18 protein-coding genes are annotated in these 21,683 nt (G+C 54.5%); 8 read left to right on the forward strand and 10 right to left on the reverse strand.

Annotated features, from left to right (window positions below; all coding sequences use genetic code 11):
* Nucleotides 1-134 precede the first annotated feature (134 nt).
* Complete coding sequence (locus ACR0DE_RS02085; protein ID WP_480751505.1) at nucleotides 135-2,009, forward strand: heparinase II/III domain-containing protein; 1,875 nt, start codon at nucleotides 135-137, stop codon at nucleotides 2,007-2,009.
* Between the two features lie 204 nt (nucleotides 2,010-2,213).
* Here ACR0DE_RS02085 and ACR0DE_RS02090 read toward each other — a convergent pair whose 3' ends face one another.
* The 6 genes from ACR0DE_RS02090 to ACR0DE_RS02115 form a co-directional block, all read right to left on the reverse strand.
* Complete coding sequence (locus ACR0DE_RS02090) at nucleotides 2,214-3,131, reverse strand: hypothetical protein (protein WP_480751507.1); 918 nt, start codon at nucleotides 3,129-3,131, stop codon at nucleotides 2,214-2,216.
* 4 nt (nucleotides 3,132-3,135) lie between these two features.
* A complete protein-coding gene (locus tag ACR0DE_RS02095; RefSeq protein ID WP_480751510.1) occupies nucleotides 3,136-3,969 on the reverse strand; it encodes a class I SAM-dependent methyltransferase in 834 nt (277 codons plus the stop codon).
* A 13-nt stretch (nucleotides 3,970-3,982) separates the two neighbouring features.
* Nucleotides 3,983-5,167, reverse strand: coding sequence for a glycosyltransferase (locus ACR0DE_RS02100; RefSeq protein WP_480751514.1), 1,185 nt, complete (start codon nucleotides 5,165-5,167; stop codon nucleotides 3,983-3,985).
* Nucleotides 5,164-6,840 carry a glycosyltransferase family protein gene (locus ACR0DE_RS02105; RefSeq protein WP_170422658.1) on the reverse strand — a complete coding sequence of 559 codons (1,677 nt, stop codon included), beginning with the start codon at nucleotides 6,838-6,840 and terminating at the stop codon, nucleotides 5,164-5,166. Before ACR0DE_RS02105 ends, ACR0DE_RS02100 begins: the two co-directional genes overlap by 4 nt.
* Nucleotides 6,833-7,822: a glycosyltransferase family 2 protein gene (locus ACR0DE_RS02110; RefSeq protein WP_170395047.1), complete on the reverse strand. Its 990-nt coding sequence runs from the start codon at nucleotides 7,820-7,822 to the stop codon at nucleotides 6,833-6,835. Before ACR0DE_RS02110 ends, ACR0DE_RS02105 begins: the two co-directional genes overlap by 8 nt.
* Before the next feature lie 278 nt (nucleotides 7,823-8,100).
* The gene (locus ACR0DE_RS02115; RefSeq protein WP_480751517.1) at nucleotides 8,101-9,063 is read right to left on the reverse strand and encodes a LysR family transcriptional regulator; all 963 of its coding nucleotides are present in this window, start codon (nucleotides 9,061-9,063) and stop codon (nucleotides 8,101-8,103) included.
* 127 nt (nucleotides 9,064-9,190) lie between these two features.
* On the opposite strand from ACR0DE_RS02115, the gene ACR0DE_RS02120 reads away from it, so the two are divergent.
* The 7 genes from ACR0DE_RS02120 (at nucleotide 9,191) to ACR0DE_RS02150 (ending at nucleotide 16,832) form a co-directional block, all read left to right on the forward strand.
* Nucleotides 9,191-10,198, forward strand: a complete 1,008-nt coding sequence (locus ACR0DE_RS02120) for a TAXI family TRAP transporter solute-binding subunit (RefSeq protein ID WP_480751519.1) — start codon at nucleotides 9,191-9,193, stop codon at nucleotides 10,196-10,198.
* 80 nt (nucleotides 10,199-10,278) lie between these two features.
* A complete protein-coding gene (locus ACR0DE_RS02125; protein ID WP_480751521.1) occupies nucleotides 10,279-12,492 on the forward strand; it encodes a TRAP transporter permease in 2,214 nt (737 codons plus the stop codon).
* A gap of 4 nt (nucleotides 12,493-12,496) precedes the next feature.
* Nucleotides 12,497-13,735, forward strand: coding sequence for an NAD(P)/FAD-dependent oxidoreductase (locus tag ACR0DE_RS02130; RefSeq protein ID WP_170561922.1), 1,239 nt, complete (start codon nucleotides 12,497-12,499; stop codon nucleotides 13,733-13,735).
* Between the two features lie 30 nt (nucleotides 13,736-13,765).
* Entirely contained in the window at nucleotides 13,766-14,509 is a 744-nt protein-coding gene (locus ACR0DE_RS02135) for an aspartate/glutamate racemase family protein (RefSeq protein ID WP_170407124.1), read from the forward strand.
* A gap of 100 nt (nucleotides 14,510-14,609) precedes the next feature.
* The gene (locus ACR0DE_RS02140) at nucleotides 14,610-15,338 is read left to right on the forward strand and encodes a TSUP family transporter (RefSeq protein WP_170511778.1); all 729 of its coding nucleotides are present in this window, start codon (nucleotides 14,610-14,612) and stop codon (nucleotides 15,336-15,338) included.
* Between the two features lie 16 nt (nucleotides 15,339-15,354).
* Entirely contained in the window at nucleotides 15,355-16,371 is a 1,017-nt protein-coding gene (locus ACR0DE_RS02145; protein ID WP_480751524.1) for a D-cysteine desulfhydrase family protein, read from the forward strand.
* 116 nt (nucleotides 16,372-16,487) lie between these two features.
* Nucleotides 16,488-16,832 carry a RidA family protein gene (locus tag ACR0DE_RS02150; protein WP_480751526.1) on the forward strand — a complete coding sequence of 115 codons (345 nt, stop codon included), beginning with the start codon at nucleotides 16,488-16,490 and terminating at the stop codon, nucleotides 16,830-16,832.
* 444 nt (nucleotides 16,833-17,276) lie between these two features.
* On the opposite strand, the gene ACR0DE_RS02155 is transcribed toward ACR0DE_RS02150, so the two are convergent.
* Genes ACR0DE_RS02155 through ACR0DE_RS02170 form a run of 4 tightly spaced genes read right to left on the reverse strand, consistent with a single transcriptional unit; the run spans nucleotide 17,277 to nucleotide 21,667 of the window.
* Entirely contained in the window at nucleotides 17,277-18,365 is a 1,089-nt protein-coding gene (locus ACR0DE_RS02155) for a ferritin-like domain-containing protein (protein WP_480751529.1), read from the reverse strand.
* Nucleotides 18,362-20,266, reverse strand: a complete 1,905-nt coding sequence (locus tag ACR0DE_RS02160) for a GMC family oxidoreductase (RefSeq protein ID WP_480751531.1) — start codon at nucleotides 20,264-20,266, stop codon at nucleotides 18,362-18,364. Before ACR0DE_RS02160 ends, ACR0DE_RS02155 begins: the two co-directional genes overlap by 4 nt.
* Nucleotides 20,263-20,739, reverse strand: a complete 477-nt coding sequence (locus ACR0DE_RS02165) for a hypothetical protein (protein WP_170732660.1) — start codon at nucleotides 20,737-20,739, stop codon at nucleotides 20,263-20,265. Before ACR0DE_RS02165 ends, ACR0DE_RS02160 begins: the two co-directional genes overlap by 4 nt.
* The gene (locus ACR0DE_RS02170; protein ID WP_480751535.1) at nucleotides 20,726-21,667 is read right to left on the reverse strand and encodes a hypothetical protein; all 942 of its coding nucleotides are present in this window, start codon (nucleotides 21,665-21,667) and stop codon (nucleotides 20,726-20,728) included. The genes ACR0DE_RS02165 and ACR0DE_RS02170 overlap by 14 nt, the downstream gene beginning before the upstream one ends.
* Between the last annotated feature and the right edge of the window lie 16 nt (nucleotides 21,668-21,683).

The raw sequence follows: 21,683 nt of genomic DNA on the forward strand, positions 1-21,683 counted from the left end.
CAACCGTTAGAAGTGTGAATCCGATTAAAGCCTTCTTTTTGTTCGTTTTGTCCTTCGCTTGTTTTTGCGCTACAAGCGCTTTGTCCCAAAACTCAGTGCCGCAAGTCGTTCTAACGGATGAGATCGTCCAGCGCATGGAAACACAGCGCGCAGCCGATCAGGTATTCGCGGCTGACTATCAGGCATTGATTGAGACTGCAGAAGCGCATTTGCAGTCGCCTACTATTGTTGAGGCAGTTCGGAATGGAGATGGTCAGCTTCACGAAGCTTTTCGTGGATTTGGACAACGTCCGGTCGAACGCCTCACCACACTGGCTTTGGCTTGGCGATTGACCGGTGACAGTCGCTATGCCGATCGCGCCAGAACCGAGCTCTTGCAATTTTCGGAACTGGAAACATGGCAGCCCGCACATTTTCTGGGATTAAGCCGTGTCACATTGGCGGTGTCGCTTGGATATAGTTGGATTAGTGACAATCTGGACGAAAAGGATCATCAAATCATTCGATCGGCACTTGTTGAGAAGGGGCTGAAAGAAGCCGCAAAAATCTACGATCTGGATACGCTTTATTATGACAAGGGTTGGGTCGCCCCCCAACACTGGGTGAACCCAGTGTCTGTTCCCGCGTCGCTTCCTGATGGGACGGCTACTGCGGATATCGCCTGGCCCGTTGCATCCTTCAACTGGAACATCGTTTGCAATGCGGGAATGATCGTCGCTGCTCTGGTTGTGTCAGAAACAGAACCGGAACTGGCTGATCATATTATTGAGCAGGCTCAGGTTTCACTTAGAAATGGGTTGGCAATGTTTGCTCCGGATGGTGCATGGCCAGAAGGACCGATGTACGGGGCTTTGTCCGCCCGGGACGCGGCGGTGGCGTTTGATGCGCTTGTTTCCGTCCTCGGGCATGATTTTGATCTCTCTAGAATGGTAGGGTTGGAGGATTTTGGGGAGTTCCTGATCCATGCATCTGGGCCAACTGGCATGCTGTTTAACTTTGGAGACAGCGATACAAGCACTGACCTTGTTGTGTTGACCTGGTTGGCGTCGCGGTTCAATCGCCCGGGCTACGACATTAAAATGAATAGCAAAATGCGGTCTTCCCATCCAGCATTCGAGCTGATCTGGCAGCAGCGAAGCAATAGTGAACCAATCACTGCCCGATCAACATCCTATTGGTCTGGAGGGCTTGGGATCGTAACCATGCGGTCTGGTTGGAATGACCCTAAGGCCAGCTATATCGGCCTCAAGGCTGGGCCGCTTAGCAGCCATCACAATGACCTTGATGCGGGCACCTTTGTGCTTGAAGCTGACGGTGTACGTTGGGGGGTGGATCTTGGGCTCGGAAATTACCAATTGCCCGGCTACTTTACTGACAAACGTTTTGACTATTATCGAACCGCCACGATCGGGCAGAATACGCTGACCTTTGACATGGCAAATCAAATCGAAACGGGGCGGGCCTATGTTGAGGAGTTGGCGCAGTTTCCAGGCTTCGATTTTTCAATCGCCGATCTTTCAGACGCCTATGGAAAGCCCAAGGGAACGGTCAGACGAGGCATAGCTCTTGTCGATGGAACGACAGTGTTGGTTCAGGATGAAATTAGCCCTGATCAACGGGGGCGGGTGGCGTGGGCAATGCATACCGAAGCGCAGGTAACGGTTGATGGCTCCAAGGCCACATTGCGTCAGGATGGGAAAGAACTAACCGCGCGCATACTGTCGCCGCCAAACGCCACCTTCTCTCAACTTTCAGCCAATCCTTGCGAAACGGCATTCAATTCTGACTGTGCGATGCAGAATCCGAATTCAGGCGTTACACGGCTCATGATCCAGCTTGATCTTGATGAAAGCGACAAGCGTGAAACCATTGCCGTTACTTTTGAACCTGATGCACAGGCCGCAAACAAGCCGGTCATCCCGTTAGGTGAGTGGCGACTGAACGCGACCCTCTCGAACGATGTTGTGAAAAAGCACATTGATCGGTTGCCTGCTGAAAACTCACGATAGGTTTGGGTCAAACTTGAACGACCTCAACCCTGGCTTTGGGCGATACTGGGTGCGCTCAAGGAATGTAGTACGCACCAGAAGTCGCACTATGTTTGGAAACGAATTGAAGACGGCACCCTAGCGCCTGAGACAGCGCATGGCGACCTTCAGATACGATAGACTCCGCTGCAAATTGTCTGGCTGACCCGATCCAAATTTTTAAACCTATACAGCTTCGTGCTCACCACTGCTTAGATATCGGCGCAGGGTTACGCCAAGCCCAAACACAGCTACATCCCCCAGAACCGAGATCGCGCGATGCGCGATCGCAGCGCTTAGACCGACTCCCTGATCAGTGAAAAGGCCAAGTCCGAGAGCAATAATTCCATCTCGAATACCGATACCACCGGGTGCGCCCGGCATCAGAAAACCGATGACCCAGGCTGTCGAAAAGATTGCGATGCATTGCAATATACCGGCACCACCCTGAGGGTAGATCGCCCGTGCGACACACCAAAGTGACAAACCCAGCATCAAAAAGTTGAAGCTATGCAGAAACAATAGCATCAGGCATTTTGAAAATTTAAGTTTCGGTTTTCCAGCTTTGCGCCAGATCACAATCTGGCCAATCATGATGCAGGCCAGAATTCCGAAGAAGATGATTATCATCTGTCCATCGAGCCAGGATCCTGGAAGGTCTGCAATTACTGCGGCGACAAGATCGGGCATGGTCAGGAGCACAATTCCGACGACCAGAGCACCGCTGGCGAGCAGAAAACCGATCTCGAGCAACAGAGATGACGCAATAATTGCGGATGGCACTCCATCACTCCTTGCGAGGGCGAAACGTCCCAAAAGGTGGGCAACATTGCCGGGGATGTATTTCCCGATCTGCGATACCATTAACTGACTTTCAGCGCGTGTGCGCGGTAGGGCAACGTCATAGATGTTTAGCGTCACCCCCCAAGCCACAGCACCTACGAGCTGCGACAGCACATAAAGGGTAAACCCACCTAGCAGTGCATAACGGGCGCGGCCTGACCCGAGGTCGAGCGCTGCAATGTCTCCTGCGTGTCGAACCAGAATGATTCCGATGAAGATCAGGGCAGCAGCGGTGCCGATATAGCGCAGGGCGGTAGCCATGTGTTTACGTTTTGCGCGCCACTACAAGAAAACCATTTCCAAATTCGGTGTTAAGGAACGGGCGTTGTAGCTGGAAAAAAAGCCGCATGACCGTGACTGCGGGTATGGAAGAAAACACAGGCCAGAAGCGCCGCTCAATGGAACGATCGCTACCGCTCTCGTTGGTAAGGTCGTTCGCTGTTTTACCAGATTTGGCGTTGGTTTCTAATATCTGCCCATAGGCCCGAGCACGCCAATACTCCATGATATTGGCCAAAGGAAAACCGTAGCACTCAATAGTCTCGACGGTGAAGCCGGCGTCCTGAACCGAATGTACTAAAAGTTCTCTACTGTAGCGCCGAACATGCCCGGCCCAAACGTCGGCCGCATTCCAGCGGGATGGGTGCGCAGGCGTCGACAAGATCATTGTTCCACCGGGTTTCAGATAAGTTTGCCATTCTCTCATGGCCTCAATATCTTGTTCCAAGTGCTCAATCACTTCAAATGACATGATCAGGTCGAAGGAGTTTTTCCAATCCGGGTCAAGCTCGGCCAAGAGTGTCATAGGGCTGGCTTGAGTGTTGAGCTTATCTGCCAGTTCAAGGGCCTGCTGCGAACGATCTACGCCATAAGCTTCAAAACCCTGTTCTGCCAGTTCTGACAATAGCGCAGCCGGTCCGCACCCGATGTCAAGCACTCTGCAAGGCATCAGATTTTTGAGATGCCGCATAACCCGATCACGCCTTAGAAGATACCGCGGCGCGGGCACCCAATTGGATTGCGGCAGGGCCGGGCCAAAGTGCCTGTGATAGATGGCAGAAGCACTATGCTCTGCGGAAATAATGGTGGTATCAGTCATGTCGACCACAGTTTTATCCGGCTTGAGGTGCACAATGAAACAAGTATCCGCAAAGAGTCCGCGCGATCTCATGCGGCTGGGCCATTTTCAGTTTGTCTTCAGGCATTACCGGATAGCCCTCGTGCCTCAATTCAGCGATGGCATCCAGCAGCGCTTCGGGATTTGAATGAGGGATAAGCTTCACCCCGAGAGCTTCGGTGCCGAAAGTTTCGATCATGGCAGGTGAGCTCCGGGTGATCACTGAACGCCCTGACAACAGCGCCTGATAAACCTTGTTCGGCACCACTGACGCAGCCTTGCCAGAGGCGCCAAAAATGCCGAGGCAAATGTCGGCATTTGAAATTGCCTCGGTCAGTTCCTCATAGGGAACCCACTTCTGCCAGGAGATATGCTTATGCTCCGCATCCACCAGAGCTGTCTCGAGCAATAGGCGCTCTTGCCCGGTGCCAATCAGGTGCCAATTGATATCGCGACCTCGATCCGAGGTAGCTGCCGTCAATATCGTTTTAAGCCCATGCAGCGGGATGAGCTGTCCGTAAAACAACACCGTAGTGGGACCGTCGTGGCGCGCAGGAGGAGGCAGACGCTGGAAGGATCCCGGCTCAGCTCCCACCGGCACTGCTCCAATCCTGGATTCAGGCAAATTGAAGATCCGTGCAATATGCTCGGCATGCGCCTTCGTATCGAGCAAGACATGATGCGCTGCCCGGCAGGCCAGCCATTCAGTGACCCAAAGCATCCGGCCCGGCAGTGACTTGGCCCCAACCATACTTCGATCGTTAACGACAGTGTCGTAAAGCGAAAGGAACATGTCCCAGGTGATCTGCCGCCGACGTAGCAGGGCAAAGGGCCACAACACCAATGTATCGAGCGCGCCAAGATAGGGAACCATCACTGAATCATGACGAGGCGCACACAAATAATGCAGGATCAGAAGCGGATAGGCCAAGAGCGCGCTGAACAACACTCGGATCATCACAGCCATGTTCAACTGGCTTTTATCCGCGTGTTTGGGCCAAATCTCTGCGTGGATTTCAATTACTTCTACGCCGAGCTCTTGCAATCCAGTTCGGAGAATTCGAGTACGCGGTTTGCTAAGATCATATGTTCCCCAAAAAATCACCCGCTTGTTGCCGGGCTCAGATGGTATCGGAGTGGTGCTGACCACCGGAGGGGAAAGAGGCATATCGGTATTCATGGCGAAAGCATCCGGAAGCCGGTATAAACCTCTCGATCCAAGCTTTCTGGCGCGACCGGAGCCACACCAGTATCCCAGATCAGCCTGACAGCAACACCTTTCGGTCCGTTGATTGTTACTGCCTCTGCGCCAATGCTAAGAATGTCTCCAGATGCGACGGCACTTGTATCAATCTGTACTGGCTGGCTGGTTTCGACCCGATATCGTCCGGGGAACGGAAGTGCCAATTCAACCGGTTCGTCGGTCAGCGTCACTGATCCTCCGGCAAGCCAGATCGATCCCGAATAGTGCACATATGACTCGCGTAGTATCTTGTGGTCCTCAGGCAGCAGCACAGGCTCGGCTCCATTGGCCGAACTTGGGTCCATCGTCAGCGTCAGAGCAGTTTTGTTGGCGATAAGTAGAGGTGGCTGCTGTTCTGCGATGATTCTGGCAAATACGGGCTGGCCCGCCGCCTGATAGCGTGCAACGCCCCAGCCTGACATGAAGAAACCAGGATTCGGGAAACTTGCGATCATGTGGCTGTCATCAATATAGGCGACCTGATCTGGGAACAGGCGATGAATTTCCGCAATAGTGGCGCGTTGGTTTCCTGCACGATCTTGCAGTGCTAGGGCTGCCTGGACAAAAAGCCCCGCAAGCATCACCATCACCAGTTGTGCCGAGCGTCGTGATGATCCAAGCCTCTGTGCTCCGATCGCGACGGCTGCCATCAGGAGTGGGGTAGCGAAGGGGTAAAAATAGACAAAGGCATTGCGATAGATCACCACCGAGAGGAGCGGTGCAGCAAAGAGCGCAATCAACAGAACCCGCCGAGCATTCCGACCGGCACACAGTCCGATCCCCACAAGAATGATCTGTGGGAGACTGAGCATAGCCCAACTCATGAATTCAGTTGATCGTGGGAATATGCCGCTTTTCAACAGCGTCGTATTCAGCGCGTCCTTTGCATTGTTTGCCGTCTGGTTGCCTTCGGCGACGCGAAGGCCAGACGCATGCCAGAGGTAGAATGACACGCAAATGCCAGCCGCCAAGATACCCGTGATAGTGATGCGCCGTACCGCTATTCGATCTTCGATCCTCCATATCAGCACGGCCAGAAATGCGGGCAGATAGAGTGCCGATTTGATCGTAACCAGTACGGCTAGAGCGCTCAGAAGCGCTGCTGCCAGTGTTTGCCAGACAGACAGGCGCGTGGTCAGCAAGATTGCAATCGAAGAAGTCAGTAACGCCGCAGCAATGGGATCGGCACGGAAACTGGCGCCATAGGCCAAAACGTAGCCTGAAGTCAGGAAACCCAGAGCAGCGATATCGGCAAATCGCTGTTCGGTAAAATACAGGGCGATACGGTGCACAGAAATTGTGGTCAGCCCGACGCATGCAACCATCACAAGCCGGGCTGCAAATATCTGTTCCATCTCATGACCCCGCAGCGCATCGAGCCATGTGAAACCATGCACGAAGAAGGTCTGCATTGGACGGTCCAATCGACCGTCGAGGAAGGCATGGACATGTGACAGGAAATAGAATTCGTCCCAATTCACATTATGAGTATACGCCAGCACCAGCATAAACACGAAGACAACGACAATGCTCGCACGTACCACTCGATCAAGAGTGATAGCCCCTACCAATCCGGCGTTTCGCTGATCGCCTAGCGCCGGATTATCCATTCTCTACCGCCCTGACCGGGTCGAGGGAAATTACTTCAGTAGGTCTAATCGGCGCGCGCAGCAACTCTCGGGCCCGGATGTCTTCCAGCAGACTACGGTTGGTGGCGATAAGATCGGCCAGGATACCAACGGCGAACAGTATCGTGGCCATTGCCAGCAGCACACCGGACAGAACCAGCGACTGAACATGCCCAGCCCCCCCGTCTGTCGCGTAATAATAGAGAAATCGCCCAACCCCGATTAAGCCAGGCAAGGCGAATACTGCCGAAAGCGTCAGGAAGAACTTCAATGGTGCATAGATCACAAAAACGCGCAGAATAGTTCTTGCGGAGCGGGTGACATACTCTCCGATACCTCTGAACAGACGAGACGGGCGTGTTACCTTGTTGACCCGAACAGGCACCGAGGTCATCGGGATATGTTTGCGTCCGGCCTGAATGATGGTTTCCAGAGTGTAGGTATAAGTGTTGACAACACAGAGTCGGGCAGCGGCATCTCGGGAATAGGCGCGAAATCCGCTGGGCGCATCAGGGATTTCTGACTTGCTAGCCAGTCGCACGACCCAACTGCCCAGCCGTTGAAGGGTTTTCTTCAACGGCGAGAAGCCCTCGATCTCTCTGATCGGGCGAGCGCCGACCACGATTTGTGCCTTACGCTTCAGTATCGGATCAATCAGGGCCGGAATGTCGTCAGCGCAATACTGATTGTCTGCATCGGTGTTGACGATCACATCCGCGCCCAATGAAAGTGCATACTCGATGCCGGCACTGAACGCACGGGCGAGGCCGACATGGCTGCTCATTTCCAGAACGTGATCAGCTTTGGCGTTCCAGGCGACTTCAACGGTCCGATCGGTGGAGCCGTCGTCGATGACCAGTACTTCAACTTTACTGACGCCAGGAATCGATCGGGGAATTGCCGCGATCGCTTCGGCAAGGGTTTCCTCCTCGTTAAGCGCCGGTATTTGGACGACAAGCATCATGATCATGCCACATTGATAACTATTGAGTGCAATTACATTTTATTTTGGGACAAAATTGTGTCCAAAAGGGGTAATTGTTGAGCCATCTGAAACGGTTGAAACGCTCCTTTGAAACAATTCGTATGAATACTCGATGGTTGGTGCGTCATCGGTGTCGACCGAAAACTGCGTTACTCTAAATCCGTGAATTGCGACCAGCCGCCTTTCTTCTCAAATCAACTTGACGCTGTAAATCGCTTCGAGCGATCAAGAGATCAACTCATTGGGGCCGATCAGTTTTACTCACGCCCGGCCTGGAAGATCCATTCTGTGTGAGGATTCGCCTTCACGTCTTCCAACACTTTTAAGACCTCGGCTTTCCATCCAGCTTTGATCTTTAAAGCCAGTTGAGACGGCGGCCGGTGGTTGGGTTCAAGGATCGCGTATTCATATCTGAGCGGTTTCTTGAATGGCAAAAAAGCGACCTTTCCGTCGGACAGGTTCAATTCTTGCTCGGTCACGACGGTCAGCGGATCAACGATGCTGCAACATTGCCCGGAGCTGACGAAGGGGATGAGCGGCTGAAAATACTGGCAGGTCACTGTCGGATTGTACTCAGCACCGACCTCCTCGAATTCCTGCCGGATTTTGCGCTGGAATGGGTGTGACGCATGCAAGCCGCCCATAGGCGTATCGTTCAGATCAGACAGTGTCAGGCTCTTACGCGAAGCAAGTGGGTGGGTGCGGTCAATGGCACAGAAGCAATCTGCTTTGATTAGTTCGGCAGAGTACTGCGGTTCTTTGCCCGCTGAATGTTCGAAATCAGCAAATCCGAAGTCGATGTTCTGGGTCCCTGCAAGCTCCATAATCTGAGGTGAACTGCGGGTGGAAAGAGTGATGCGAATATCGGGGTTTTCTCCGACCGACTGGCTGATGAAACGCGGGAACAAAAAGGCGGACGGGCCAGGCATCGTTGCGATGTTCAGGCTGCCTGCATGCCCTTTGATCAACCCTTCCATTGTGCTGGAGATGGTGGCGAGACGGTCCAGAATGCCTGTGGTTTCGGCCAGAAGGTAGTGCGCTTCAGGAACCGGAACCAGGCGTCTTCCCTTGCGTTCAAACAGGGTCAGTCCCAGCGTTTTTTCCAAGTTTTTCAACGCAAGGCTAATCGCCGGCTGAGTGCGATTCAGTTTCTTGGCAGTTTGCGAGATAGAGCCGGTCTCCATCACTTCGCGAAACACTGTGAGCTGCATAAGGTTCATGGTTAATGTATAAATAAAACCTTAGTTTTGTGAAGTATAAAAAATTTGCATTTATGCGAATCGTCTCTACGCTGAGAAGATCGAATTCGGGAAAACCGAATCCAGCGATCCAACAACGGAGATGATTATGAAATTCGTGAAATGTTTGACCGGACTGGCCTTGGCAGGCGCGCTTGCCGCCCCTGCGCTGGCGCAGGATCCAACATTCTTCCGCATCGGGACCGGTGGCGCAGGCGGAACCTACTTCCCCATCGGCGGCACCATCGCCAACGGAATTTCCGCCCCTCCAGGATCGCGTCCATGTGAAGAAGGCGGCCAATGTGGCGTTCCGGGCCTGATCGCGATTGCGCAATCCACAACAGCGTCTGTATTCAACAACGCCGCCGTGCAGAATGGTGAGCTTGAGGCCGGTCTGGCCGCGGCTGATGTGACCCGATCGATGTATCTGGGTGAAGGCAAGTTCGAGGGTAAACCTCATCCCAACCTCCGCATCGTTGCAAATCTGTTCCCCGAGGACCTGCATCTCGTGCTGCCCGCCGGTCAGACGATCAACGACCTGGGCGATCTGGAAGGCAAACGCGTCGGTATCGCACAGGCCGGATCGGGTACGCAGGTTGCTGTTCTGCAGATGCTCGACGCCTGGGGTGTAAACCGCGACAATATGGATGAAGCCGAACTGAACAACAGTCAAAGCGCCGAGCGTTTGGCTGACGGTCAGTTAGACGCCTATTTCTACGCTGCGGGCTGGCCAGTTGCCGCGATGGTACAACTGTCGTCAACCAAAGGCATGAACCTGCATTCGTTCAGCGATGAAGATCTGACCAAGATCAACGAGATCATTCCGGCCTATATTCCTTCGGCCATTCCGGGTGGTGTCTATGAAGGCATAGACGCGGAAACCAAGACCCCTGCGGTCAGTGCTATGCTGGTTGTGTCCTCGGATCTGTCCGAAGATCTTGTATATAAGCTGACCAAAGCCCTGTGGAACGACAACACCCGCAAGCTACTGGACAACGGCCATGCCAAGGGTAAGCAGATCACGCCCGATACCGCGCTGGATGGTGTAGAGGCGCTGGGTGTTCCACTGCATCCGGGTGCCGAGAAGTTCTACAAAGAAGCCGGACTTCTTCAGTAAACGCAACAAACTGAACCGTATCGTCGGTGCCCCTATGTGGGGCACCGCACACTGGAACTATGCGAAATCGGGAGGCCATCATGTCCGAGACCCAGAAACTTGATGACCACGAATTGACAGCCGAGGAACTAGCGGCCATCGAGGAACAGTTCGATGAAGGTGCCGCCGTCCGGCAGGTGACGCCCACCGCTGGAAAAGTTCTCCGTGTTGTGGCCCTGATTTTAGCGTTCTACGAATTCTTCACGGCCGGATTCGGCCTGCCCGCAGACCACTGGCACATGGGCATCTACCTCGCCCTGCTGTTCATTCTGGTCTACGCCACAATCCCGATTGTCGGGGCCAAAAGCCTTTATGCCCTTAAGGTCAGCCGGTTCCGCATCGGTAACATCCCATTATATGACCTGGTTTTCATGGCGCTTGGCATCGTTGCCGCGCTTTACGTCGGTGTTGCCTGGCGCGGCATTCCGTTTCTCGGAATCGAAGAACAGACCTTCCGAATGGGCAACCCAAACAACTACGACGTGTTTCTGGGCGTCATCATCATCCTATTGGTGCTGGACATCGCGCGGCGCACGCTGGGTTGGGTACTGCCACTGATCATCTGTGTGTTCATCTCATACGCCCTGCTGGGGCCATATTTTCCCGGCCTGCTGCAGCATCCAGGCGTGAACTTCAAAACCTTCGTCTCGTCGATGTATTTCCCGCAGGAAGGTATCTACGGCGTCACGCTCTGGGTGGTTTCGACCATCGTATTCCACTTTGTTTTGTTTGGGGTCATCGCTCAGCGCACCGGGTTGGGGCAGCTGTTCATCGACAACGCGACTATACTTGCGGGCCGTTATACTGGCGGTCCGGCAAAGGTATCAGTGGTTTCCTCGGCTTTCTTTGGCACGATCTCGGGCTCATCGGTGGCCAACACCGTATCGACCGGCGCGTTGACCATTCCCAATATGAAGCGTCTCGGATACCCGGGCCATTTTGCGGGCGGAGTTGAGGCTGCGTCTTCTGCTGGTGGCCAAATCACTCCGCCGATCATGGGCGCTGCGGCCTTCATCATGGCCGAGTTCCTTGAGGTCCCCTACACCACCATTGTAATCGCGGCGATCTTCCCAGCAATTCTGCACTATGTCGGCGTCTTCGCTGTGGTGCACCTGATGGCACGCAAGCTGAACCTGAAGGGTCTGGCGAAAGAGCAACTGCCGCAACTCAAAGCCGTCTGGGCGGAAGGCTGGGCCAATATCGTGCCACTGATCGGCCTGCTGGTGGTGCTGTTTACGGGCTACACGCCGTTCATGTCCGCTTTCTGCGGTATTTCTCTGGCGGTTATCGCGGGCATGTCGCGGATTAAGCAGCCGCCAACGCTGGTCTATGCCGCGGCTTTCCTGGCTTTTGTGCTTTGGAAATTCTCGGATGGCGGGTTCGACCTGACGATGACCGCAATCCTCTGTGGCCTGTCGGTTATTGCCACGCTGAATCCACAGAAACGGATTGAAGTGCCCGAGATGCTGCAGGCGGTCGAACTGGGCGTGAAGTACTCGCTGGCCGTTGGTGCCGCAGCGGCTGCGGTTGGCATCGTGGTCGGAGTGATCAACACCACTGGCATCGGCTTTCGCATTGGCTTCATGGTGACACAGGGCGCGGGCAATCTGGCGTCAGATATCTACAACATGATCTCGTTCGGCAGCTTCCAGCTGTTTGCCATGGAAGACCTGCAGCTATTCATCTCACTGGTCTTCATAGCCATCGTCTGTATCCTGATGGGCGCAGGTATCCCGACCACAGCGTTGTACATCATGCTGGTATCGGTCGCACAGCCTGCACTGGCGCAGCTTGGCGTGCCGCCCATCGCCAGCCACCTGTTCGTGCTCTATTACGGCGTGGTGTCCGAGATCACGCCACCGGTCTGTACGTCAGCCTACGCGGCTGCTGCAATCGCCAACTCGAATCCGTTCCGCACTGGCCTGTCGGCATTCACTCTTGGATTGGGCAAGGTGATTGCGCCGATGGCTTTCGTATATGCGCCAGTTCTGCTGTTCGTATCCTCAACCGGCTTCAATTTCTGGGAGTTCACTTACACCGCCGCCAGCTGTATCGCCGGGGTCATCGCCCTGTCGGCTGCGGTTGTGGGCTACTGGCTGAAACCGATGAATGTTGCGGCGCGGATTCTGATGGCCCTCGCGGGGATTATCTTTGTCGCGCCCAGCCTGACGGCAGACCTGATCGCGCTGGCCGTTGCCTCGCCTGTCATCGTCACCCAATTGATCGCGCGCAACCGCAGTCAATCTCCGGCCTGAACTGATGACAGAACAAGTGACCATCATCGGCGCAGGAATCGTCGGCATCTGTTGCGCTTTGTCGCTGCAGGAACGGGGCATTCAGGTTCGGCTGATCGATCGAGGTGAGCCGGGTCAGGAAACCTCGTTCGGGAATGCTGGTGTGGTTTCGCCTTGGTCGATCATTCCGCAAGCAATGCCCGGTATCTGGAAAATGCTGCCCAAAATGCTGCTTGACCCAAAGAGCGCGCTGTCAGTTAGGCCCAGCTTCTGGCCCAAAATGATTCCTTGGGGGTTGCGATTTCTCGGAAACTCAGGAGAAAAAACTGTTCGCGAAGTCTCGGACGCGATGGAGGTTCTTTGTCGCCCCTCCGTCGATCTGTACCGGCGTCATTTACATGGTACCGGGCACGAGAACCTGATCACCGATAGCTATTACATCCACGCCTTTCGCCGACCAGAACAGGCTGATCTGGACGGGCTTGGATATCTTATCCGCCGAGAAAAAGGCGGCGATCTGGAACGCGTCGACGGTGACGAACTGCGCCGATTGGAGCCCGCTATGTCCGAAGCGTTCAAAGGTGCGATCGTGATCAAAGGGCAAGCGCGTGTAACCGCTCCGGGACGTGTGGGAGCGGTTTTGGCCGAAAAGGCGCAAGTGCAAGGTGCTGAGATTGTGCAAACCGAAGTCACCAAGCTTACCCCCGCAGAAGAGGGTGGTTGGCAGATTGCAACTGCGCAGGATACGCTAACCGCCAGCCATGTTGTTCTTGCGGCAGGCGTATGGTCTGCCGACCTGTTGAAACCATTGAGATTGCCTATGCCTCTCGTGGCCGAAAGGGGATATCATGTCGAATTCCCAACCCCTGCGGTCGAACTGAACAACTCGGTCATGGATGTGGATGCAAAGGTGGTCGCAAGTTCGATGCTTGGGGGGCTTAGGGTCGCCGGTACAGCCGAATTCGGCAGCGCCGATGCACCCGCTGACCCACGGAAGAAGAAAATCCTGTCCCAACAGGCCAAGGCTATGATGCCCGAGCTTGATACAGGTGAGGCGCGGTTTTGGATGGGTCGGCGCCCGTCATTCCCGGACAGCTTGCCCGCAATCGGGCAAGTAAAAGACCAAGAGGGGCTCTATGCAGCGTTCGGGCATTCTCATTACGGGCTGATGATGGCCCCGAAAACCGGCGAGCTAGTGGCGGATATCGTCTCGGATCGCATCCCGAATATCGATCTAGCACCGTATACACCAACCCGGTTTTGAACTTTCAAATCAAAAAAGGACCTGATGACAATGCCAATTTATCAAGGCGGCCAGAATATCTGCGGGGCCTCAATCGGTGTGCTTTGCCTTGAAAGCTATTTCCCAAAGCCACCGGGCCATATCAAGAATCCGTCCAGCCTGCCATTTCCGGTTCTGTATGAAATGATCGACGGGGTGACTGTCCCGACACTTCTGAACAACCCAACGCCGGAATTGCTTGAACCCTTCATCGAAGGTGCCAAACGGCTTGAGGCCGAAGGCGTGCGCGCCATTACCGGCAGCTGTGGCTTTCTTGCGCTGTTTCAAAAAGAACTGGCTGCAGCGGTTTCAGTTCCGGTGTTTGCTTCCAGCCTGATCCAGGTGCCGCTGGCTTATCACATGACCGGCGCGAACGCTCCGGTGGGTGTTTTGACTGCAGACGCTTCTGCTTTGACTGCCCGGCATTTTGAAGGCGTCGGTGCCGCCGGTGTTCCGGTGGCGGTGAAGGGACTGGAGGACACTAGTGAATTTGCAGAAGTGATCTTGCGGAATACCCGCACCCGTATGGACACAGACCTGATCGAGGCCGAGGTCCTGAACGCAGCCCGTAGCCTGATGCTTGAGGCCCCTGATATCCGCTCACTGGTTTTGGAGTGTACAGACCTGCCGCCCTACGCATCGCGCCTTCAGGAAGAACTGTGCCTTCCCGTGTATGATCTGACGACACTTGCGCAAATGGCACATTCCGTAGCGGCCCGCGAGCTATACTCTGGATTGATGCCCCGGCAGCGTTAGTGCGTGCCAATCAATTCGAATGAAGGAATGACATGGACCATGGCCGTAACCTCAGGATATCTGAGGTCTTGCAACAATGCCAAAGCTGCAGGAGTGCTATGTGACCATTGATCTGTCCATTTTGATGGCCGCCATTTGCCTCGGGGCAATGCTGCAGGTTGGCGTGGGCATCGGTTTCAGTATCATCGCGGGTCCCCCGATGATGATCCTGCTCGGCACCTCGACGGCAGTTCCCATATTGCTGTTGCTGAATACCCTTGTGTCGGTAGTCGCGACGGACCGTCATGTACTAAAGAACAACAAGCCACTCATTCTTAATGCGATCATCGCATGTTGTGTCGGTGTAGCTGCCGGTCTTACTGTTTATCCGTTGTTGAACGAGGCGTTTGTTCTGGCCTTGACGGCCTGCTTGTTGTTGATCGGTTTAATCACCACCCTGCTTCCCTTGCGCGGCACAATCGGGCGTTTTGGGTTTTCAGCCATTACAGGACTGTCCGGGCTTGCGACCGTCTGGGCAGCAACACCGGGCCCACTTATGGTGTTTGGTTTGATCGCAAAGGGCCGTTCAGCAAAAGAGGTGGCCAAGCTGGTGCAACCCATCGCGCTGGTGGCTTATGGCATTGCATTCCTGTTGCACAGCCTGTCCGAAACGCAGGCCATCACATACGGGCCGCAACTGCTCGGCTTTGTCATAATCACGCTGGTAGGCAGCCTGCTTGGACGGGCAGGGGGCCCTTACTTGCCGCAATCGGTCGTCATAGCCGCGATCCGCGTGGTTTCTTTCATCGCTTGCTGTGTCCTGTTCCAGCGCGCCTATATGATTGCATAATCCCGGGAGGTACACGATGCAACGAAACGACAATCTGGAGAGATTTCCTCGCGCCCGGCTTATGTCGGGCCCGACACCTCTGGAACGTTTGGACAGGTTGTCGGCGGAATTGGGGATCGATCTCTGGCTCAAGCGCGATGATCTGACGGAGCTTGTGTTTGGCGGCAATAAAACACGGCAGCTCGAATTCTACCTCGGCGATGCTCAGCAACAAGGTGCCGATACCATTCTAATCACCGGTGCTGTTCAGTCCAATTTTGTCCGATCTGCAGCTGCGGCGGCCGCTAAGCTGGGGATGCAATCCGTGCTTCAATTAGAAGAGCGTGTCCCAGATATGGACGAAGAGTATTACAGGTCCGGGAACGTATTTTTGGCACAGATTCTGGGTGCCGAGCATATGAGCTATCCCGAGGGCGAAGACGAAGCTGGGGCCGACGCGGCATTGCACGCGCGTGCTGACGAATTGAAGGCCCAAGGCCGCACGCCATACGTCATTCATCTGGGCTTGAATCATCCACCTCTGGGGGCGTTGGGCTATGTCGTTGGCGGACAGGAATTGTGCGCCCAGATGCCCAGTTTCGATGCGGTGGTTGTGCCGTCAGGCAGTGGTGCTACGCATGGCGGTTTGCTAACCGGTCTAGCACTGGAAGGCAGCACGGCCCCGGTATTTGGAATATGCGTGCGCAGAGATCGCGAGAAGCAACACGCCCGCATGATGATCGTTCTACAGAAACTTGCAAACTTGCTGGATGTTGATGCCGCTCTATTGCAGGCGCGGATCGATGTCTATGACGATGCATTGCCGCCAGGTTACGGCAAAGTGAACGCAAGAACGCGTGCCGCACTGGAAAAAATGGCACGGACCGAAGGGGTTTTCCTCGACCCGGTTTATTCCGCCAAGACATTCGCCGGTTTGATGCATCTGGTTGAAAGCCAGAAGATTAAACAGGGTCAGAAGGTCATTCTGCTGCACACCGGCGGGCTGCCGGCCCTTTTTGGATATCAAAATGAACTGGCGGACAATCTGACTTGAATGAACCTCGGCCTCGTAATGCCGGCTTCTGATCTATGGCTCCCATTGGCATTTCAACGCTTGTGCCGTGGGCAGCTCAAATCACTGCTAAATTCAACAATGAGAAAGTACAAGTTATGACAATCACCCGCATCGAAACCGGTCAGCGCATGAGCCGGATCGTCAAACACAACGGCGTTGCCTACCTGTGCGGTCAGACTTCGGACGCGCCGACCGTGGCAGATCAGACGCAGGCCATTCTGGCCAAGGTTGAGGATCTTTTGCAAAAGGCAGGCAGCGACAAGACCCGCATCCTAAAATGCGAAATCTGGTTGGCGGATATCGCAGACTTTGCCGAGATGAATGCCGTTTGGGACGCTTGGGTGCCCGAAGGCCACGCGCCCGCCCGCGCCTGCGGAGAATCCAAGCTCGCCCGTGATGTATTGAAGGTCGAAATGATCGTGACGGCAGCTTACGACTGAGCGGCGGCTGATTGCGGTTAATAGGGTAGGTTTTCTGGACCTTTGCAAGTCCAATCCCTCGGAGATTGAGCTATTCACGGTCCAGAAAACACCCTAGGTCTTCGCGTCTGCGTTCGCGTGCCCACATTTGCGTCTCTGAAAGCGATTGCTGACGGGAGATGACGGCGATGCGTTAGTTTCGCAGTTTCACCACCAACTGGCATGTGATGCGCGCCCAGTGGGTTCATATCGATTGACCGAAGTCATCGTCGTGGATTCAAATCCTCACGCATCCTGGGTGAGTCAAGAAACAACGCACGATAAATAGCGCTATTCGAGTGCTATCTCAGATCATTTTGGCCGATTCAGGACTGCGCTATGCCGCTGCTAATACAGCAAATTATTGCTTTCCGAATTTGACCAAATAGCTGCCGCGTATTAATCGACTTGCAACGAAACGAGCGATCAACTCTTTGTCCTTGCAAGATACGTCCAAGTTGGCCCGGCAGTTTCCCCTGATCCATCCGGCAAAGGAATACGCATCAATTTCTGCGCCAGAGACTTGATGTCATACATTGCTGGGACCAATGACCTTAGCGCAGTCTTGTCCGCGTTGAACGCGATGTGCAGACCATCAAGCAGGCCGGACCAGGCCGCGTTAAATTCAGCAGATATTTCTGCGATCTCTGGCGCGTTTTTGAAGTCCTTTTCGGACGGATCATCCCGCATCGGGGATACCGCGCTCCAATCGACGATGAGGTCGCCACCGGTGGGCGGGCCGTCTATGCTATCATCTGGCTTATAATACCGGCTGTGCAGGATTTCGTTGAATTTGAAATAGTGCGCAACATCCTCGCGGTGGTCAGGGCCAGGGATGATGTCATTGTCGCCAGCTCTGTGACCAAGGTCTGCGCCTTCCCCTTCATCCATGATTTTCTTTATCGCCTTCAGCGCGGCCTTACGGCGCTGCGACGGGGTGCCAATCACCTCGATCACCTCACCTCCAGCACCGAAATAGTCGGCGTCGGTGATTTGTCGTGCCTCATTACCAGTAAAAATCGCGGCATCCCCATAAGTATCACAGGCTTTGCGCAACCTTTCCCGGATGTAGATGTAAAAACCTCCGATCGTATGATAATCACCGCTTTTCGCAGCTCTTTCATCTTTTGGTGCCGTTTCAACCGCACGAAAGCTCTTGATTTGGTCTGGCGTAAACCTGCGCAGATAAACAGTTGGACCGCGCCCGTTTAGCAGTGGCTGGGGGTATTTGGGTAGCAGCTTAGGATTGTTCAGCTCCGGAGTTCCGCCTATCGAATTCATGACATTCGCCGCAAGAACCATGTGCAGCATTTCTTCGACCATAACCTGCCGGATCACTTCGATGGGTTCGGCGTTTACGATTGTTGGCTCAGACCGGTCATACTGGCCTTGTTCGAGGATCGAATAACACGCAGTCGCATAGGGAGGAATGGTAGTGAGTTCAAGAATAAGCGCCTCCTGAAACAGTTTACACAGTGTCGCGCGCTCTTTCTCCAGTTTGTCTTTCGAGGTCATTTTGCACCCCCTTTCCGAACAGCATCCGATATTGCTCTGGAGGCTCGGTAAGCCATTGCCGACATCGTGAGTGTCGGGTTCGATGTTGCGATTGTTGGCATCGATCCGGCGCCTACCATCCACAAATTGTCGTGATCCCAGGTTCGCATTACGTCATTAGTCACCGAATTGCGCGGGTGCGTTCCGATCCGATGGGTTCCGACAAGATGACCTGCGCCAAAGAACGTGTATCCCCGGCCGTCATAGGTGAAATATCCGGCGTCAGACGGGTTGTAGGCCGTGTGGTTTCGAATACCCAGGCGCTGAAAAATCTGCGTGCAGGTGTCGTACGCCGTCGCCAAACCGGCCCGCGAATAGTCATCCAGATCATAGCTGATCACAGGGCGATATTCACCCATCGGAGTGCGATAGGCGGGATCAATCGTGACTCGGTTGGTCGAGCGGGGCAGTTGTTCGACCATCGTACCGATGCGAACCTGTCTTTGAACATCGTGATATAATTTGTCACGAAGCGCTTTGCCAAAGAGGTTCTCCTGTTCAACAAAGCGCGCCACATCCGTGTTTGGGGCCCCGGTGGCAAAGTTCCAGCCCCAGTTTCCGATCTCGAGCCTATGTGCGGCAGTTCTGTCACGAAAGGTCCCGTCCCGGAAATTGGCGTAGCTTGACGTCGATCCCGGCCCACGAAACGGACCAACCGGCTCGGGCGCAGAACCCCAAGTCATCATGTAGGGATGATCCATCAGGTTGCGGCCCAGTTCGCCGCTAGTCCGACAAATCTCGGAAGCCAGCGCAAGAGTTACGTTTTCCACCGCTCCACCGGCAAGGACGTATTGTTTGCCTTTGGCACGGCGCAGTTCGTATTGCGCAACACCGGAGAACGGGTACTTCTTGTACACGATACCCGAAACCCGACCGCTTTCGGCAAGCTCGACCTTGGACGCCACGGCTTGCGTGATTGTCTTCATGTGATGTTTGCGGAGATGCCTGGCATCATCCAGCGTTTTCATTGCATTGTATTTTGCCTGGATTGGGCAGATCGGGATACAGCTTGAGTTGCCCTCGCAGCGCTGGCCCATATAAGCAAACGGGCCGGTTGACCCGCGCGGTCGGAATTGGGGCCTCATCTTACGGCCCACAGGTATGCCATTGGCATTTTTTGGCTTGCGCGGGGTTGAGTTGCGGCCTTGTGGAGTGCGTGAGACTTTCAGTCTAACTGTATCTTTAGGGTCTTCGCCAATTTCAATGGGCATGCCGTCTGCCCGGGCAAAGAACCCGTCGATATAAGACGAGGGTATCGAGTGCATGGGGAAGTCATATCCTTTAGCAAAGTACCCCCGGTTATCATGCTTGCCCGAGGTCTTTATTCCCAATGCTCTGGGTGTCTGTTCCTCGGCGTCCGCAGAGACGCCGATCTCCCACTCGGCTCTTTCATAGTCGGATCGAATATCCTTGTAGCCAAATGGCCAATCGACCCCTTGGCCGAACCTGCTCTGCATTTCGAAATCTGCGGGCATCATCCGAAGGCTGGTGCCCAGCCAATGCAAGGAGGTTCCGCCATAGGCACGCAGATAGTTGCTGCCGAAGGGCAACGGGCCACGTTGAACAAAGTACCCGTTCGTGTCCGGTTCGGTGCCGCGAACCGCCGTAATGTCCAGCACCGAAGGTGACGGCAAAGTCGGCAGATCCGGATAGGGTGAGTTCGGTGTTTTCGCCAACGAGAGGTAGTACTGATCCAGATAGGATCGGTAGGTCTCCCACGTTTTACCGTGATCTGCACCGGCCTCGAGGATCAGAACTGTATGCCCTGCTGACACAAGCTCTTTCGCCAGAATGGCACCAGAAAATCCTGCCCCTACAATGACCACATCATAGGTTCTGTCGTCGTCTGTAATCGCGTTCATTGGCCCGCCTCCCGTTTCCGGGGAGGTTCAAGCGCCCAAGCACCAAAACCCTGCTGCTTTGCCCCCATGGGATGGGCACCGATGGCGTCCCAGACCAATCCCTCCTTGTACGAGCGTGTCGAGATGATCTTGACCACATCAAAGCGAGAAGCGCCGTAGCTTTCGCGCCATTCTTGCGAAAGCGGAACCCACTGACCCGTGTACCAAAGCTGAATCAGCGAACGCGCAATCGGGCCAAGGCACCTGTCCGACAGATAAGTTTGGCGGATAATCTGATCATCGTCCCCTTGCCCGAGGGATTGAGCGTGAGACAGAAACCGGTTCAAAATCTCTTCTGGTAGAACCTGTCGGAATTGATGCCAGTATTCCCCGGTGCACCCGGTCCCTTGCAACTCGGCACTATTGTAACCCGTCAATGCCGCGCTGACCGTCAGGAAGGCCTGATGGGCGGGACTGTTGTCATGCTGTGACATGGCGGTCTCCATCAATGGCATCCACGTAGAACCCGCGCGGCTCGAAGCAGGCGGGGGGGCTTTCAAAAACCTGTACGGCGACAGGGGTGAAGTCGGTGAACAACCGATGCATGTCCCGTGTCATCGGGAAATCGTTGTTGCCGAGTTTCAGTTTGAATGTCTTGGCGATGCGCTTGCCGTCCTTGTCGTCCAGCATTGCAGTTTCGAAGAGGCCCGAGATTGTCCAGCGGGTCCAAACAGTGCGGCCAAGACCGGTCGCGAATTCTGGGATCGGAGTGCAATTTGTTGTCGTCCACTGATTGCCGCTGAGCTTTCCCAAATCGGCGGTCAAATCGTAGACGATGGTTTGCGGGTCGTCGGGGTTGACCAATTGAATCCACCAGGATTTCGGAGAGATTGGCGGATGGCCTTTCATCTTGGCGTTCAGCGACGGCACCTTGTAATTGAACTGCCCCAGAAACTTGGGCTCACCAAAGGCCTGACGCCCAGCTTTGACAGCAACCGCATTGTCTGCGGCTACGTGTATTCGCAGATGCCCGATGGTCTTGGTCTGATCGCGGCCGTGCAGATACTCGGTCAGGGACATCTTCGGAACGCCGGGCACCCGGTTCGAAGGGTAAGCCAGAAGGTTAAATTCAACCTCGTTCACAAAGCCCAAGGAATTGTCATAGTGGGCGGTGTAGCGTTGAAAATTCAATAGAATGACAGCTTTGTTCTTTCCATTTTCATCGGGGAACTCCGCCACGCACAATCCTGTACCCTTGACGAAGGGTTTGGCGGCTTCGACCGAGGTATACCAATACATCCATTGGCATTGCAGAGAGGCATAATAGAAGGGAAACGTATCAAACTGCTTGGGCAGTTTTGGCATGACACCGGTGACATTCGTCTGATGGCAGCGGTCACCTTTTGATTTCTTCTTAGTCATAATGGCTATGTCCTCC

The sequence above is a fragment of the Ruegeria sp. C10 genome (assembly GCF_056537805.1).